At 60.0% G+C, this 14,970-nt stretch carries 16 protein-coding genes, 1 tRNA gene and 1 pseudogene; 13 read left to right on the top strand and 5 right to left on the bottom strand.

Annotation, left to right across the window (positions count from 1 at the left end; translation table 11 throughout):
- Together AC3ITY_RS00700 and AC3ITY_RS00705 are read right to left on the bottom strand one after the other, a co-directional pair.
- Entirely contained in the window at positions 1-759 is a 759-nt protein-coding gene (locus AC3ITY_RS00700) for a slipin family protein (RefSeq protein ID WP_489307091.1), read from the bottom strand.
- Between the two features lie 2 nt (positions 760-761).
- Positions 762-1,295 carry an NfeD family protein gene (locus tag AC3ITY_RS00705; protein ID WP_489307092.1) on the bottom strand — a complete coding sequence of 178 codons (534 nt, stop codon included), beginning with the start codon at positions 1,293-1,295 and terminating at the stop codon, positions 762-764.
- Positions 1,296-1,494: 199 nt separating this feature from the next.
- Between AC3ITY_RS00705 and AC3ITY_RS00710 the strand changes: the two genes are divergently transcribed.
- The 11 genes from AC3ITY_RS00710 (at position 1,495) to AC3ITY_RS00760 (ending at position 10,583) form a co-directional block, all read left to right on the top strand.
- Positions 1,495-1,956 carry an aminoacyl-tRNA deacylase gene (locus AC3ITY_RS00710; protein ID WP_007975646.1) on the top strand — a complete coding sequence of 154 codons (462 nt, stop codon included), beginning with the start codon at positions 1,495-1,497 and terminating at the stop codon, positions 1,954-1,956.
- A 146-nt stretch (positions 1,957-2,102) separates the two neighbouring features.
- Positions 2,103-2,348, top strand: coding sequence for a DUF2789 domain-containing protein (locus tag AC3ITY_RS00715; RefSeq protein ID WP_489307094.1), 246 nt, complete (start codon positions 2,103-2,105; stop codon positions 2,346-2,348).
- An 82-nt stretch (positions 2,349-2,430) separates the two neighbouring features.
- Positions 2,431-2,676 carry a type II toxin-antitoxin system prevent-host-death family antitoxin gene (locus tag AC3ITY_RS00720; protein WP_489307095.1) on the top strand — a complete coding sequence of 82 codons (246 nt, stop codon included), beginning with the start codon at positions 2,431-2,433 and terminating at the stop codon, positions 2,674-2,676.
- Positions 2,666-2,947: a type II toxin-antitoxin system RelE family toxin gene (locus AC3ITY_RS00725; RefSeq protein WP_057399135.1), complete on the top strand. Its 282-nt coding sequence runs from the start codon at positions 2,666-2,668 to the stop codon at positions 2,945-2,947. The genes AC3ITY_RS00720 and AC3ITY_RS00725 overlap by 11 nt, the downstream gene beginning before the upstream one ends.
- 132 nt (positions 2,948-3,079) lie before the next feature.
- Positions 3,080-3,508 (top strand): MarR family winged helix-turn-helix transcriptional regulator, encoded by a 429-nt coding sequence (locus tag AC3ITY_RS00730; RefSeq protein ID WP_489307096.1) that lies wholly within the window; start codon positions 3,080-3,082, stop codon positions 3,506-3,508.
- Positions 3,505-5,577, top strand: coding sequence for an FUSC family protein (locus AC3ITY_RS00735; RefSeq protein WP_489307097.1), 2,073 nt, complete (start codon positions 3,505-3,507; stop codon positions 5,575-5,577). Before AC3ITY_RS00730 ends, AC3ITY_RS00735 begins: the two co-directional genes overlap by 4 nt.
- Complete coding sequence (locus tag AC3ITY_RS00740; protein WP_007987399.1) at positions 5,574-5,783, top strand: DUF1656 domain-containing protein; 210 nt, start codon at positions 5,574-5,576, stop codon at positions 5,781-5,783. The genes AC3ITY_RS00735 and AC3ITY_RS00740 overlap by 4 nt, the downstream gene beginning before the upstream one ends.
- Complete coding sequence (locus tag AC3ITY_RS00745) at positions 5,780-6,667, top strand: efflux RND transporter periplasmic adaptor subunit (RefSeq protein ID WP_489307099.1); 888 nt, start codon at positions 5,780-5,782, stop codon at positions 6,665-6,667. The genes AC3ITY_RS00740 and AC3ITY_RS00745 overlap by 4 nt, the downstream gene beginning before the upstream one ends.
- Positions 6,664-8,112, top strand: coding sequence for an efflux transporter outer membrane subunit (locus AC3ITY_RS00750; protein WP_489307100.1), 1,449 nt, complete (start codon positions 6,664-6,666; stop codon positions 8,110-8,112). The genes AC3ITY_RS00745 and AC3ITY_RS00750 overlap by 4 nt, the downstream gene beginning before the upstream one ends.
- A gap of 93 nt (positions 8,113-8,205) precedes the next feature.
- Positions 8,206-8,841 (top strand): NADH:ubiquinone oxidoreductase subunit N, encoded by a 636-nt coding sequence (locus tag AC3ITY_RS00755; protein WP_489307102.1) that lies wholly within the window; start codon positions 8,206-8,208, stop codon positions 8,839-8,841.
- A gap of 236 nt (positions 8,842-9,077) precedes the next feature.
- Positions 9,078-10,583 carry a YdgA family protein gene (locus tag AC3ITY_RS00760; RefSeq protein WP_489307103.1) on the top strand — a complete coding sequence of 502 codons (1,506 nt, stop codon included), beginning with the start codon at positions 9,078-9,080 and terminating at the stop codon, positions 10,581-10,583.
- A 338-nt stretch (positions 10,584-10,921) separates the two neighbouring features.
- Here AC3ITY_RS00760 and AC3ITY_RS00765 read toward each other — a convergent pair whose 3' ends face one another.
- Complete coding sequence (locus AC3ITY_RS00765; protein WP_489307105.1) at positions 10,922-12,451, bottom strand: FAD-dependent oxidoreductase; 1,530 nt, start codon at positions 12,449-12,451, stop codon at positions 10,922-10,924.
- Positions 12,452-12,591: 140 nt separating this feature from the next.
- Here AC3ITY_RS00765 and AC3ITY_RS00770 point away from each other — a divergent pair, with 140 nt between their 5' ends.
- Both AC3ITY_RS00770 and AC3ITY_RS00775 read left to right on the top strand, forming a co-directional pair.
- Complete coding sequence (locus AC3ITY_RS00770) at positions 12,592-13,152, top strand: YbhB/YbcL family Raf kinase inhibitor-like protein (protein ID WP_489307107.1); 561 nt, start codon at positions 12,592-12,594, stop codon at positions 13,150-13,152.
- A gap of 56 nt (positions 13,153-13,208) precedes the next feature.
- The gene (locus AC3ITY_RS00775; RefSeq protein ID WP_489307108.1) at positions 13,209-13,478 is read left to right on the top strand and encodes a hypothetical protein; all 270 of its coding nucleotides are present in this window, start codon (positions 13,209-13,211) and stop codon (positions 13,476-13,478) included.
- A 227-nt stretch (positions 13,479-13,705) separates the two neighbouring features.
- Here AC3ITY_RS00775 and AC3ITY_RS00780 read toward each other — a convergent pair.
- Both AC3ITY_RS00780 and AC3ITY_RS00785 read right to left on the bottom strand, forming a co-directional pair.
- Positions 13,706-14,719: pseudogene (locus AC3ITY_RS00780) on the bottom strand (Abi family protein).
- 148 nt (positions 14,720-14,867) lie between these two features.
- Positions 14,868-14,944, bottom strand: a tRNA-Arg gene (locus AC3ITY_RS00785).
- Positions 14,945-14,970: the final 26 nt, after the last annotated feature.

Raw genomic sequence — 14,970 nt, forward strand, 5'->3', positions numbered from 1 at the left:
TCAGGGTTTCGATGACAAGTCCGCCATGCCCTTGAGCAACTCGATCGGCAGTGGAAAGACGATGGTCGAGCTCTTGTCGCCGGCAATCGAGCTCAGGGTCTGCATGTAGCGCAGCTGCATGGCCCCCGGTTGGCGGCCAAGCATTTCGGCGGCCTGCATGAGTTTTTCCGAGGCCTGCAATTCGCCTTCGGCGTGGATCACCTTGGCTCGCCGTTCCCGTTCGGCTTCGGCCTGCTTGGCGATGGCGCGGATCATCGATTCGTTGAGGTCCACGTGCTTGATCTCGACGTTGGCGACCTTGATGCCCCAGGCGTCGGTCTGGGCGTCGAGTACTTGCTGGATGTCCAGGTTCAACCGTTCGCGCTCGGCCAGCAGTTCGTCCAGTTCGTGTTTACCCAGCACCGCCCGCAGCGTGGTTTGCGCCAATTGGCTGGTGGCGGCCAGGAAGTCCTCGACCTGGATGATTGCCTTCTGCGGGTCGAGTACGCGGAAATACAGCACCGCGTTGACCTTGACCGACACGTTGTCGCGGGTGATCACGTCTTGCGGCGGCACGTCCAGCACCACGGTGCGCAAATCGACCCGGACCATCTGCTGGACCACCGGAATCAGCAGGATCAGGCCAGGGCCCTTGACCTGCCAGAAGCGCCCGAGCTGGAACACCACCCCGCGCTCGTACTCGCGCAGGATGCGGAACGTCGACCCCGCCAGTGCGATGGTCAACAATAGCAGCGCGACAAGACCCAATTGCAAACCCATGACTATTCTCCGCCCGGCGCCGCGTCAGCCGCGGCCACTTGCAGCAGCAAGCCCTTGCGCCCCACCACCCGCACCTGTTGCCCGGGTTGCAGCGGCGTCGCGCTGAGCACTTGCCATCGTTCTCCTTGCAGATGAACCCAGCCGCCATAGGCGTTGCCGAGCTGCACTGACGTGACCAGCGTTTCGCTGCCGACCAGCCCGGCATCACCGCTGACGGTGTGGCGCGGTCGGGTCTTCAGGGCGTGAAACACCAGGTAGATCAGCAACAGTGCGCTGACCAGTCCCAGGCCGATCATCAACGGCACGGGCACTTCGGTATTGGACAGGATCACCGCACCGATCACGAACATCACGATGCCGCCCAGGCCGATTACGCCGTAATTGGGCAGGGCCGCCTCAGCGATCAGGAACGCGAGGCCGAAGGTGATCAGCCAGATCCCGATGGGGTTGGGCACCAGCAACACAACCGTGTCGGCGGCGCAGGCCGGTCCGCTCAACGCCAACAGCAACGCAACTGCACAGCAACGCGTGTTCACTTGACCCTCCGGGAGAGTCGTGGAGTGGCTCTGAATACAGTTTAGTTGAGCCTTGGCCGGTATGAATTTTGCTCAACTGCCGTCGACATCCGATGGGCAGATTTCCCGCCGGATCGCGCTGACGGGCCTAGACTTTCACTACGCAAGCAAAACTTTAACCATCGTCCGCCGGCGGTCATGGCGGACACCGAGGTGCATCATGCGTATGGCAAGAACCGTGCAGCGAAGCCTGGAAAAGGCTCAATGCGAATATGACATCGTCAGCCACCCACACTCGGCCAGCAGCCTCGAAACGGCACGGGTCGCAGGTATTCCTGCCGAACGGGTGGCCAAATCGGTGATCCTCGACGATCACCATGGGCATTACCTGATGGCCGTGCTGCCCGCCAGCCGTCACCTGGACCTGAGCAAAGTCCGCAGCAGCGGTGAGTGGCAGGTTTCCCGCGAAAGCAACCTGGCGCACCTGTTCGATGATTGCGAACGCGGTGCCGTACCGGCGCTGGGTGAGTCCTATGGGTTGGAGGTGGTCATCGATCCGCTGCTGACCCGGCAGAAAGACATCTATCTGGAGGCCGGCAACCACGTCAACCTGGTGCGCATGGACATGCCCGAGTTTCTGAAAATGGTGCCGCATGCCGAAGTGCGGGAGTTGAGTCATTGAGTTTTGTTTCGTCAATGCTGACGTCATCGCGGGCAAGTCGGATCGCCGCACCGTCGCTCCCACAGGGACTGCGATTAACCTGTGGGAGCGGGCTTGCCCGCGAATGACCGCGCAGCGGTCCCTAAATTGGTCATCAGGAGTTCGTCATGGAAAACCCGAACCACAACCTTCCATCCCTGTTCAAGCAACTTGGCCTGCCGGACGATGCCGAAAGCATCGATAAATTCATCGCCACCCATTCACCGCTCAAACCGGAGCTGCACCTTGCGGATGCATTTTTCTGGAGCCCGAGTCAGGCGGATCTTCTGCGTGAGGAGATACTCGATGACGCGGATTGGGCCGAAGTAGTTGATCAGCTGGATGTGCTGTTGAGGAAGGGGCGTGGGGTGTAAAAAACTGATAGGCGGTGCTCAACCGAGGTTGCTCTGATTACAATAACTGACCAGAATTAAGACCTTATTTGAGGTCTTAATTATGCAAAGCGTTTTGGCTGATATGGCTGTCAGCGTGTCTGAACTAAAGAAAAACCCCTCTGCCGTTTTGAATGGCGCCCATGGAGGGCCCGTCGCAGTGCTCAATCACAATCGCGTCATGGGTTACATGGTTCCTGCCGATGTGTTCGAAGCCATGATGGAACGCCTGGATGATCTGGAGTTGGCGGAAATCGTGCGTTCTCGTCGTCATGAAACGCCGATCCCGGTAACGCTGGGTGACTTATAAGCTCGAATTTCTGCCATCTGCACGCAAGGAATGGGACAAGCTGGGGCACACGCTGCGTGAACAATTCAAAAAGAAGTTGGCAGAGCGGCTCGAAATGCCTCGAATCCCTTCCGACTCACTCCATGGCATGCCCGACTGCTACAAAATCAAGTTGAAGTCATCGGGGTATCGACTCGTCTACGAGGTGATAGATGAGCGCGTCGTCGTTTCTGTCGTTGCAGTAGGAAAGCGCGAACGCAGTGAAGTGTATGAGCGTGCCAGGAAACGTTGATGGCTCTCGGCGGGTCGCTGTTACGTATTTGTTTCAAAACTTGACGGAAAAACCCCTCCAATGCAATATTGATAGTTAGCAAACTAACAGTGTGTATTTTCCCTCGTGCCGAATAACCTCGACGTTCTCCAGATGAACATCAGCAGTGCCATGGTGGTGGCCGCCAGGCATTGGCGCAAAATCTGCCAGACCACGCTGGCCAACTATGGAATCTCCGAAGCCTGCGCCGTTCCGCTGTTGATGATCGGGCGTCTGGGCGAGGGTGTGCGCCAGGTGACGGTGGCCCAGGCAGCAGGGATGGAGAGCCCGTCGCTGGTGCGTTTGCTCGATCAGTTGTGCCATGGCGGTTACGTCTGCCGCACCGAAGATGCACAGGATCGCCGCGCCAAATGCCTGAGCCTGACCGAAACCGGTCGGGAGCTGGTGCAGGCGGTCGAAGTGGAGCTGGTGCGCTTGCGCCACGAAGTTCTTGAAGGCATTAACCAGAGTGATCTGGAGGCTACGCTGCGGGTACTGAGAGCTTTTGAAGCGGCTACGCCGCCATCGGTGGCCAACTCTTGAACGGATTCTTCTCTGGCATGCCCCCGGCGCGGGACTGGTTCTACGGAGTCCGAACCTTCGCCGCATCGATGATCGCGCTGTACATCGCCCTGCTCATGCAAATGCCGCGTCCGTACTGGGCGATGGCCACGGTGTACATCGTTTCCAGTCCGTTTCTCGGCCCTACCAGTTCCAAGGCGTTGTACCGGGCGGTCGGCACCTTTATCGGCGCTGCGGCGGCGGTTCTGTTCGTGCCGATGTTCGTGCAGAGCCCTTACGTGCTGGTGGTGGTGATTGCGCTGTGGACCGGAACACTGTTGTTTCTGTCCCTGCATTTGCGCACGGCCAACAACTACGCCTTGATGCTCGCCGGTTACACCTTGCCGTTGATCGCCCTGCCGGTGGTGAACAACCCGCTGGGGGTGTGGGACGTGGCCGAAGCGCGGACCGAAGAAATCTTTCTCGGCATCGCCGTGGCGGCGGTGGTCGGTGCGATGTTCTGGCCCCGGCGCCTGGCGCCGGTGTTCAATGATTCGGTGAGCAAATGGTTTACCGATGCATCGACCTATAGCCTGCGCTTCCTCAGTCGCAACGTGCAGCCTGAAGAAGTCAGCGCGTTGCGCGCATCGATGGTCGCCACGTTCAACTCCCTGGAGTTGATGATCGGTCAGTTGCCCCACGAAGGCTCGCGTCCGCAGACAGTACGCAACACCAAGGAATTGCGCGGACGGATGATTCACCTGCTGCCAGTGATCGATGCCCTCGACGATGCACTCTATGCCCTGGAACGGCGCACCCCAGAGCTTGTGGACAAGTTCGCACCCTTGCTGGCCGCGACCACCGAATGGCTCGAGCACAAGGATGCCGATCTCGACCGCTGGCAGGCCCTGAAAGATCAACTTGAGGCCCTGCAACCGGCTCCCGAAGCGCTGGATGACCGCAAGCAACTGCTGTTCTCCAATGCCATTTACCGTCTCGGCGAGTGGATCGATTTGTGGCAGGACTGCCGCAGCCTGCAATACGCCATCCAGTGCGAAAGCCAGGACAGCTGGCGCGCGGTGTATCGGCACTGGCGGCTGGGGCGGCTATCGCCGTTCCTGGATCGCGGCCTGATGTTTTATTCCGCGGCGTCGACCGTTACGGCAATCATTGTCGCCTCGGTATTGTGGATTCTGCTCGGCTGGACCGATGGCGGCAGCGCCGTGATCCTGGCGGCGGTGGCGTGCAGTTTCTTTGCCTCGATGGACGACCCGGCGCCGCAGATTTACCGGTTCTTTTTCTGGACGGCGATGTCGGTGGTGTTCGCCAGCCTTTATCTGTTTCTGGTGCTGCCCAACCTGCACGACTTTCCGATGCTGGTGCTGGCGTTTGCCGTGCCGTTCATTTGCGTCGGCACCCTGACGGTCAAGCCGCAGTTTTACCTGGGCATGCTGCTGACCCTGGTCAACACTTCGTCCTTCATCAGCATTCAGGGCGCTTACGACGCGGACTTCCTCAGTTTCGCCAACTCCAACCTGGCCGGTCCCATGGGGCTGCTGTTCGCGTTCATCTGGACCCTGATCGCCCGGCCGTTCGGTGCCGAACTGGCAGCCAAGCGCCTGACCCGCTTCAGCTGGCGTGACATCGTCAGCCTCTCCGAGCCGGCCACGTTGTCTGAGCATCGGCTTCTGGGCATACGGATGCTTGATCGGCTGATGCAGCATCTGCCGCGCCTGGCCATGACCGGCCAGGACTCCGGCGTGGCGCTGCGGGAAGTGCGGGTGGCGCTGAATCTGTTGGACCTGCTCGCTTATACGCCGCGGGTCCTCGGTGTGCCGCAGGTACTGCTGCGTCAGGTGGTGGCCGAGGTGGGCGAGTACTTCAAGGCCTGCCTCAAGGCCGGTGAGCGCTTGCAGGCACCGAGCCCGTTGCTGATGACCCTCGACCGCACGCGTCGCGCCCTCAGCGGTGCCGGCGATGCTGAAACCCGTCGGCATCTGCTGCACGCCCTGAGCGGCCTGCGCCTGGCACTGTTGCCCGGCGTCGAATTCGTCGGTTCGGCCGAGCCCGAAGAACCGCTTCCCCATGGCATTGATGGAGCACCTCTATGATCGGTGACCTGGATCTGAGCGGGGTGTTCCTGCCCACGCTGCTGGTGCTGATGGGCATTACGTATGTGTTGTACCTGTTGGTGCACGGGGTGCTGACGCGCCTGCACTTTTACCGTCTGGTCTGGCACCGGGCATTGTTCAACGTGGCCCTCTACGCCTTGCTGCTTGGCGCCGTGGACTCACTCAGTCGATACCTGATGACATGAAAAAACCGTTTTTGACCTTGGGCCGTGTGGTGTTGACCCTGCTGATCGTGTGCTTCGCCGTTGTCGTGGTCTGGCGCATGGTGATGTATTACATGTTCGCGCCCTGGACCCGCGACGGGCACATCCGTGCCGACATCGTGCAAATCGCGCCGGACGTGTCCGGGCTGATCCAGCAAGTGGAGGTGCGCGACAACCAGTTGGTCAAGCGCGGCCAGGTGCTGTTCAGCATCGATCCGGACCGCTTCAAGCTGGCCCTGCGCCAGGCGAAAGCGGCAGTCGCCGACCGCGAAGAAACCCTGGCCCAGGCCCAGCGCGAGGCCAAGCGGAACAAGGGCCTGGGCAACCTGGTGCCGGGTGAGCAACTGGAAGAAAGCCAGTCAAAAGTGGCCCGCGCCCAAGTGGCCTTGATGGAAGCCCAAGTGGCGGTGGACAGCGCGCAGCTCAACCTCGACCGCTCGGTGATCCGCAGCCCGGTGGACGGCTACGTCAACGACCGCGCGCCACGGGCCCAGGAGTTCGTCAGCGCCGGGCGTCCGGTGTTGTCGGTGGTCGACAGCAACTCGTTCCATATCGATGGCTATTTCGAAGAAACCAAACTGAACGGCATCCATATCGGCCAAAGCGTCGATATCCGGGTGATCGGCGACAATGCGCGCCTGCGCGGGCATGTGGAGAGCATCGTCGCCGGTATTGAAGACCGCGACCGCACCAGCGGCAACAACCTGCTGCCCAACGTCAACCCGGCCTTCAGCTGGGTGCGGCTGGCCCAGCGGATTCCAGTGCGCATCGCCTTCGATGACGTACCGGAAGATTTCCGCATGATCGCCGGGCGCACCGCCACGGTATCGATCATCGACGATCAAAAGCGGGAGCTGGCGCAATGAGCAAGGCCTCGGGTTTGGCGGTCGCCGGGTTAGGCTTGCTGCTGTCGGCGTGTCAGATGGTCGGGCCGGATTATCATTTGCCTGAAGCGGCGGCTGTCCATCGTCCAGACTTCCAGGGCGATCTGGCGGTCGACGGTAAAACGGTGGTTTCCGCACCGGTGCCAGCCGATTGGTGGCGCCTGTACAAGGATCCACGACTCGACCAATTGGTGCGGCAGGCCATGGCCTCCAACACTGATTTGCGAGTGGCGGCGGCCAGTCTGTCCCGCTCTCGCGCTCAGGTCGACGAGGCGGAAGCGGCGGGCGGCTGGAGCGGCGGCGTGCAGATGGGCGCCCAGCGCTTGCAGGAGGCGGGGCAGGCCTTCCTGCTGCCGGAAAAAGTGCCGGTGGCCAACATCGGCGATATCGGCATCAGCGCGTCGTACCAGTTCGACCTGTTCGGCACCTTGCAACGCGGTATCGAAGCGGCCAAGGCCAATGTCGATGCGACGCAGGCCGCCGCCGATACTGCACGCATCACCGTAGTGGCCGACGTGGTTCGGGCCTACACCCAAGTGTGCGCGGCCAATGAAGAGCGGGAAATCGCCCAGCATTCCCTCGACCTGCAAGCCCAGAGCACCACGCTGATCCAGCGCCTGCGCGATGCCGGGCGTGGCGACGAAACCCAGGTCACCCGCTCGCAGACCCAATTCAAATCCCTGCGCGCCGACATGCCGCGCTATGAGGCCGCACGTCAGGCCGGGCTGTATCGCTTGTCGATGTTGCTGGCCAAACCGGTGGACCAACTGCCGGCCGGCACCGCCACCTGCGACGAGCTGCCGAAAATCGCGCAATTGATTCCGGTGGGCGATGGCGCCGCGTTGCTCAAGCGTCGTCCCGATGTACGGCAGGCCGAACGTCGGCTGGCGGCCTCGACGGCCGGTATTGGCGTCGCCACGGGCGAGTTGTACCCGAACATCAGCATCGGTGCGACCATCGGTACCGTCGGTATCCTCGACGATCTCGGCGACCCGTCTACCAATCGCTGGGGCTTCGGTCCGTCGCTGACCTGGAACGTGCCGACCAACGGCGCCCGGGCGCGCATCCGCGAAGCCGAAGCGGTGACCCAGGCGACCCTGGCGCATTTCGATGGGGTGGTGCTCAACGCCATTCGCGAAACCCAGACCGGCCTGGCCCAGTACACGGCATTGCTGCAACGCCGCGATGCACTGGCCGATGCCGAGCAATCGGCAAAACTGGCGGCCGACCAGACCCACCGCTTCTTCCAGGCCGGCCGCGCCTCGTTCCTGGCCGACCTGCAAGCCACCCGCACCTACATCGACGTCACGGCGCAACTGGCGGCCGCGAACACTCAGGTTGCCGCCAGTCAGATCGATTTGTTCCTCGCCTTGGGCGGCGGATGGGAAAGCGGACGAACGCAAGCGTCGAACTCCGGCAAACCCTGAGGCCGTTGCTATGCTTTGAAGTGTTGGAGGGTCGCCCCGTGCAAAGCGCCCTTTCTTCGCACAAGGCTCGCGCAGGTCAGGGGGAAACCAATAATGAAAAACCCTTACGCTCTCGGCTTCTGGTGCGCCATCGTGGCGTTGGTGCTGCTGTCGGCCACCTATTTCTACGGCATCATGCTGGCCGACCAGATCGACAAGGCTCTGGCGTTCCTCGACAGTGCCGCCGCGCTGATTGCCGTGATGTCCATTGCGGTGGTGGCCTGGGCCTCGGTCCAGAATCAACGCATCAAGAAAAGACAACTCGAACAAGGCAAGACCCTGGTCCTGATCTGGGACACCAAGGTGGCGCTGCGTCGTGTCGAAACGGTGTTCGACCGCTATTTCTGGGGCAGTTACTGGCAACCGGGGCGCACGTTTCAGGAAGTCATGGGCGAATTGACCGGCACGCCGCTGGAAAAAAGCCTCGAAACCCTGAAAAAACAATGCCTGGCGCTGGACCGGCAAGTGGCTGACGACGGTCGGCACTGGCTCAGCAATGCCCGGGAGCTGGCCGATGTCGCCACGGCCATGGCCCGCGAGCGCTATCAACTGGATGTCTGCGACCCGCGCGCGGAAGTGACGGGCGGGGCGGTGATCAACCGCGACTTCGAAGTGCTGGTGTACACCTGGACTGCGCGGCTCAAAAGCTTCGATCATCAGCTGGATGAGATAGAAGTCCAATACTCTTGAGTTGATATTGGCTGTTCGATCGCCATCGCGAGCCTGCTCGCGAAGGCGATTGCATTGACTGCGAATATCTCCAACCTTGTGAACACCCCCAAGACACTCTTTCACCTTTAATCATTGAGCCGTTCGTCGCGCCCGGTGCTAATCTGCATTTCACTTTCAGCGCAGTCGAGCCGCAACCCGTCATGGGTTCAGGGAAGACGACCTCACTTTCAACAACGGACATGAACGGGGCATACATGAATAAATCAGCAGGCGTGCTACTGGGAATTGTTGTCGCAATCGGTGCCATCAGCGCAGGCGGAGCCTGGTTCACCGGCACCAAAATCGAAGGTGTGTTGAACACCTCGATTGCCAATGCCAACAAGGAATTGCAGGCGGCGATGGTCGGTTCCAACGGCACCGCGTCGCTGGAACTGGTATCGCTGGAACGTCATGTATTCAGCAGCACCGCGCACTATCGCCTCAAGGGCGAAGGTGAAATGTTCGGCGAAACGCCGGTCGAATTGCTGTTTGTCGATCACATCGAACACGGCCCGTTGCCGTTCTCGCGGCTGATGTCGCTCAAGTGGTTGCCTGTCTTGGCGACCAGTCACTACGAACTGGAAAAGACCCCGTCCACCGAGAAGTGGTTTGCCGCCGCCAAGGACAAGTCCCCGCTGACCGGCGTGGTCAATATCGGCTATGACAACGCTACCAATGCCACCTTCGAGTTGCAGCCGCTGGAAATGGCGCTGGATGACAAGTCGAGCATGAAGTTCTCCGGCTTGAGCATCGACGTCGACGCCAGTGCCCAGGCGCAGAAGGTCAAGGCCAACGGCTACATGGACAGCCTGAAGGTGACCACCGTTTCCGAAGACCAGGCACCGGTGCAGGTTGAATTGAGCGGCCTGACCCTGGCCAGCAACCTGACAAAAAGTACCTACGGTTTCTACACCGGCGAAAACGTTCTTGAGCTGGCCAGTGGCAAATCGACCTTCGGCGTCAAGCAGTCGGTGCTGGACTTCAAGAAATTCGAGATGAAAAACCTGACCGAAGAAAAGGGCAGCAACGCCTCCGGACGTGCCGATTACAAGGTCGGCGAAGTATCCCTGAACGGCAAGGCCATTGGTTCCGGTGCGCTGGCCATGAGCCTGAAGAACCTCGACATTCCAGCCACCCTGTCGTTGATGCAGGTTTACCAGAGCAAACTGCAGCCGTATGAAAGGGCGGCGGCGGAAGCGACGGCGGCCGGCCTGCCGGCGCCGGAGTTGAAGCTGACCGAAGCCGAAGAAGCACTGCTCAAGTCCAGCCTGGAAAAACTGCTGGCGGCTGGTCCGCAGGTGGCCCTGGAAAACCTGTCGTTCAACACCGCTAACGGTGAGAGCCGCGCCAATATGGTGCTCGACCTGACCAAGCCACAAGCCATCGATCTGCCGACCGATCAGTTGGTCAGGCAGATGATCGCCCTGTTGGACTTCAAGCTGCAAGTGTCCAAAGCCATGCTGGTCGATGTGCTCTCCGTGCAATCGCAGATCGACGGTCAGACCGACGCCAAGCTGATTGCCGACCAGGCCACCGCCACCGCAGACATGTTCAGCAGTATGGCGGTCGGTAGCCAACTGGCAAAACTGGACGGCAATAACATCGTCACCAACTTGCATTACGCCAACAATCAGGTGGACTTCAACGGCCAGAAAATGACCGTCGAAGAGTTTGCCGGTTTTGTGATGAGCAAGTTCGCAGATGCTGGTGCCACCGAATAACGGCGGCTGTTAACTCTGCAACGCCCGGCCTCTGCATCGCGCAGGCGCCGGGCGTTTTGCTGTCCGGCATCTAGGGGGCGTTCTCAATTAGTTTCCCCACCGCGTTGTCGCCTTAAAGCTGGCCAGGCAAGGCGTAGGCCGCTGGGAATGGTTGTTCCCTTTCCAAGGCCTGCAACGCAGCATGGCCAGCTTTAAGGCACAACCCGAAGGGCCGGGCCTGCTGTTGTGCAGGGCTGTGTTGCTCGAAGCTGATTTGGAATGACCAAACTGCACTTCTCGCGCCTTGCCCTGCACAACAGCAGACCCGGCGCGGTAGGGAAACTAATTGAGAACGCCCCCTAGGGAACGTCACGGATCAGGCGCCATGCCTCTTCCCAGGGCAACGGTTGTTTCATCCGCTCCGCGAGCATCGCCATGGCCCGGTCCATCTCGCAGGCTACCGCTGCCGACACCACGCCGTTTTTTCCGAACAGGCCTATGAAGGGCGGATCGTAAGGGTCGCCATTGAACTCGACTTCGTCCCAGGCCTCGGCGTGCCCGAGGTATTCGTAGGTTTTACCGAAATGCCAGGTCCAGAAAAACGGCACATCGAGATAATGCTCGTCACCGCCCAGCATATTGGCCGCAGCGATCCGCGCCTGCTGTTGGGCCAGTCTCCAGTGTTCGATGCGCAGGCGTTGGTTGTTCAGCGGGAACGTGGCGATATCGCCAGCCGCCCAGAGGCCGTCGGACACGCGCATTGCGCCATCGACATGCAGCGAGTGATCCTGCTCCTTCGGCAGTCCGGTAAAGGCAGCAGTGGCTGGCGTGACGCCAATGCCGACCAGCACCAGATCGGCGGCCAAGCGTTGGCCGTTGTCCAGGCGCACGGCTTCGACCTTGTCCGTCCCTTCGATCTGTACCGCTTTGCCCCGGGTATGAAACTCGACGCCATGGGCTTCATGCCGGGCGCGAATAGCCTTGCCGACCGTGTCACCGAACTGTTTGGCAAACGGCACTTCGTGGCGGGCCAGCACGGTCACGTGCAGGCCAAGCTGGCGCAGGGACGAGGCGGACTCCATGGCAATGAAACTGTCACCGATGATCACCACCCGCTGGCCGGCGCTGGCGCTGTCCAGAATCTGCTGCGCATGGGCTTTGGAGCGCAAGACGAACACTTGCGGCAGGTCGGCGCCGGGCAGCGTCAGCAGATTGGGCACGCCGCCGGTGGCCAGCAGCGCGGCGTCGTATGTCAGCGATTGGCCGTCAGTCAGCCGCAGCGTCCGGTTTGGCGCATCCAGGCTTGCCACTTCGCCTCGCAGGCGCTCGATCCGCTGCTCGCAGTAAAAATCCTCATCGCGTAGCGGCGGGACCTCGTCCAGCGTCATCTCCCCGGCTATCACGTATTTGCTCAGCGCGGTGCGGTCATATCCGGCATCGGCTTCGCGGTCGATCAACAGCAACCGGCCGCCGAAACCTTTCTCGCGCAACGCCGCTGCCGCCGCCGTGCCTGCTGCGCCAGCGCCGACAATGATGAAGGTTCGTGGATCGTCGGCCGGTGGCGGGTGGGCACCCGGCATCGGCTGGTCGCCGACCCAGATGTCGCCGTCCCGGACTTCAAGGGGATAGCGCTGGAGGCTGTCCAGGGCCGGCGGCTCACACAGCCCGCCATCCTCGATCCGGAACTGCGCCTTGTGCCACGGACAGGTCAGGCGCCCGTTGCATACCGCACCGTCAGCCAGCGGGGCTCCGGCATGCGGGCATTCGGCCTGATAAGCGCGCAGTTGTTCGCCAGCCCGCAACAGCAGAACCTTGCTGTCCTGGACTTGCACTTCCAGACCCCGGTCTTCGGGCACATTGGCGACACGCGCAACACGATGCAGAGTCATGATTGCTCTCCAGACAGACGTTTCACTTATGAGTCTGGCGCTTATCGCGAGGTTCAGCCAATTCCCCCCTGCCAAGGCGCGAATGGTCCGGCTATAGTTTGCACGCCGACGACGGCCCAACACGCACAAGGTGCTCCGGTATGCCCCGATTGACCTCAATGAACCCTTGGCTCGCGGCCATAGCAGTCGCCCTGTGCGTGCAGTTCCCGGCGCAGGCCCAGGAGCGCTTCACCCTGAACATTCCGGGTGTCTCCGATGACCGTCTGTTCACGTCCGCCGCCGCCAGCGATTCCGCGGGCTGTGGCGGACATAACATTTCCCCGGCATTGAACTGGAACGCCGGCCCGGCAGCCACCCAAAGCTACGCCATCGTCATGCATGACCCTGACGGCCAGAAAGGCCAGGGCGTCGATAACTGGGTGCATTACGGCATCAAGGCCGCTACCCACCAGATCCCGGCCGGCGCCGGGAGCAAACCCGGCCTCGAGGGCGTCGGCGGTACCAACAGCAAGGCAACCACCGGCTACATCGGCCCTTGCCCGCCCCTTGGCGACAGCGCGCATCACTACATCATCCAGATCTATGCCCTGGACCTGCCCCCGGAAGCCTTGCCCGCCGGCCTGACCCGTGCGCAGCTGCTGGAAAAAATCAAAGGCCACGTCCTGAGAAACAGCAGCGTGGTACGGCGCTATCACCGCTGAAGGCTGATCGCCCCAACGGATATGCATAAAACTGAAGTGCGCGGCATTCCGGGGATTTGGCATCCGCCCCCGAAAGCGCGCACTATCAGGCTATAGCCGATGCGTTGGAGGATGCCGTGGCAAAAAAAATCGACCGCATCGCCCAAATGCTCAACTGCCCGCAAAAGGGCGAGGAACTGCGGCGAGCGATTACCGAGAGTCGCAAGGATTTTCTGCTGAACCAGCCGGAAGAAGACATTGTTGAAGACGACGACCTTGAAGAAGAGTTTTTCGAGGACGACGAGGACGATGATGAGTACGACGAGTTCGACTGGACGACAGAATGAAAAAACCGCTTCGGCGGTTTTTATCGTAAGCAGTCGTTTGGACAAACCGAACAACTGACGCGGGAATGACTTACTCCCAGTAACCTGAAGCAAAGATTGCCGGTGATCCCGGTCGTTGACGATAGGTCATCAACCCTTATAATCGCCTACAACACGGCCCCTGTCGGTTGATACGCTTCGGCGCTGAGACTGCTCAGGGGTTTTTTATTGTCCCGACTTTCTGCATATCACCAGTCGTATCTCTGCCAGTCTTGATTTGTCCCCATTCCTTCCAGGCTGAGACCCAGGTGTGCCAGATCAGGAAAGTCGTTTTCCAACAGCGCCTTCAAGCGTTTCCCCCAACTCGACAATGGGTTGATAAATTTCATCAGATGCTGGGCGATGCACAAAAGCATGAACGGGCGAGCCCGGCGATATGCATCATCATGAAAGGCAGACAACGTGGGAGCCTGCTCGGCGGGTGGCAATTTCGGTTGATCAACGATGTTTCGGTTCCAAATGCGGCTGTGATGAGCGCATACATTGCGTAGATAGTTCAGGCTGCGTAACCAACTGGCGAAAACCCTTCCATTCGTGATGCCGTACTCTTGAGAAATAGCATTTTGGTCCGCTTCACTCATTCCAGCATAAAGCGTGGATAGCGTTCAGAAATCCCAAACCTCGCATGCCACCCAGACCGCTAATGGAAGACCATATTTTTCTTTGTTGTGGCGAATAAAGTCTTCATTCGAGCGATTGATCAGCGCAGCGTGTTTGCCAAGCCAGGCATGATGCTTCGTCAAACCCGTCTTGCCATCCAGCTGGATAGAAAAGCTTTCATGGAACAGTTCGGGTTTGAGATAAGCAAATTTTCCGTGTTTGCCGAGACCGTGGGCAATGTCCACCCGTAGTGCAATTTCAATACGCTCCAGCGCATCCAGGACCAAAAATCGCAGCTTCTTATCGAACACGTACAATTCGACGGCATTCTGGAATGTTGTTCCTGGTTTGAATTTGTCGAGAGGAAGGCGAGTCGGTTTAGTTTTGTTTGGTTTATTACTGCCTTGTCGATCGAGTGGGCAGCAAAGCTCAGTGCGCTCCCGAAAGGCAAACCAATAGCCGCTGAGGCGGTAGTAGCCAATGCGCTCCAGGTATTCCAACGCTTTGAGGGGGGCAGTCACTTCCATTCCGCGAGCCGTCAGTAGCTCAAGCTGCTCCTGATAGCTGTGCCACGGTTTTGAATAGCCTTGTGTCATCGGCATATTCCCTCATGTGTTGGTTTATCGCGATACTGAACGCATTGAGGAAAATGCAGAATGAGGCAGGTGTTTCAACGATTGACATCGCCAAACCCAGAATGCAAAAAAAGCCCCAGACCCATAAGGCCTGAGGCTTTCTCGCTACAACATATGGTGCACCAGGCGGGATTCGAACCCACGACCCCTGCCTTCGGAGGGCAGTACTCTATCCAGCTGAGCTACTGGTGCAGCGGGCGCCATGATACGCATATGCG

It is taken from the genome of Pseudomonas sp. GL_091, assembly GCF_057837725.1.

What these genes read in the sequence shown, in the direction of transcription:
- AC3ITY_RS00700 (WP_489307091.1), bottom strand. Translation starts at nt 759, where the DNA reads ATGGGTTTGCAATTGGGTCTTGTCGCGCTGCTATTGTTGACCATCGCA.
- AC3ITY_RS00710 (WP_007975646.1), top strand. Translation starts at nt 1,495, where the DNA reads ATGCGTATGGCAAGAACCGTGCAGCGAAGCCTGGAAAAGGCTCAATGC.
- AC3ITY_RS00715 (WP_489307094.1), top strand. Translation starts at nt 2,103, where the DNA reads ATGGAAAACCCGAACCACAACCTTCCATCCCTGTTCAAGCAACTTGGC.
- AC3ITY_RS00720 (WP_489307095.1), top strand. Translation starts at nt 2,431, where the DNA reads ATGCAAAGCGTTTTGGCTGATATGGCTGTCAGCGTGTCTGAACTAAAG.
- AC3ITY_RS00730 (WP_489307096.1), top strand. Translation starts at nt 3,080, where the DNA reads ATGAACATCAGCAGTGCCATGGTGGTGGCCGCCAGGCATTGGCGCAAA.
- AC3ITY_RS00740 (WP_007987399.1), top strand. Translation starts at nt 5,574, where the DNA reads ATGATCGGTGACCTGGATCTGAGCGGGGTGTTCCTGCCCACGCTGCTG.
- AC3ITY_RS00745 (WP_489307099.1), top strand. Translation starts at nt 5,780, where the DNA reads ATGAAAAAACCGTTTTTGACCTTGGGCCGTGTGGTGTTGACCCTGCTG.
- AC3ITY_RS00750 (WP_489307100.1), top strand. Translation starts at nt 6,664, where the DNA reads ATGAGCAAGGCCTCGGGTTTGGCGGTCGCCGGGTTAGGCTTGCTGCTG.
- AC3ITY_RS00755 (WP_489307102.1), top strand. Translation starts at nt 8,206, where the DNA reads ATGAAAAACCCTTACGCTCTCGGCTTCTGGTGCGCCATCGTGGCGTTG.
- AC3ITY_RS00760 (WP_489307103.1), top strand. Translation starts at nt 9,078, where the DNA reads ATGAATAAATCAGCAGGCGTGCTACTGGGAATTGTTGTCGCAATCGGT.
- AC3ITY_RS00765 (WP_489307105.1), bottom strand. Translation starts at nt 12,451, where the DNA reads ATGACTCTGCATCGTGTTGCGCGTGTCGCCAATGTGCCCGAAGACCGG.
- AC3ITY_RS00770 (WP_489307107.1), top strand. Translation starts at nt 12,592, where the DNA reads ATGCCCCGATTGACCTCAATGAACCCTTGGCTCGCGGCCATAGCAGTC.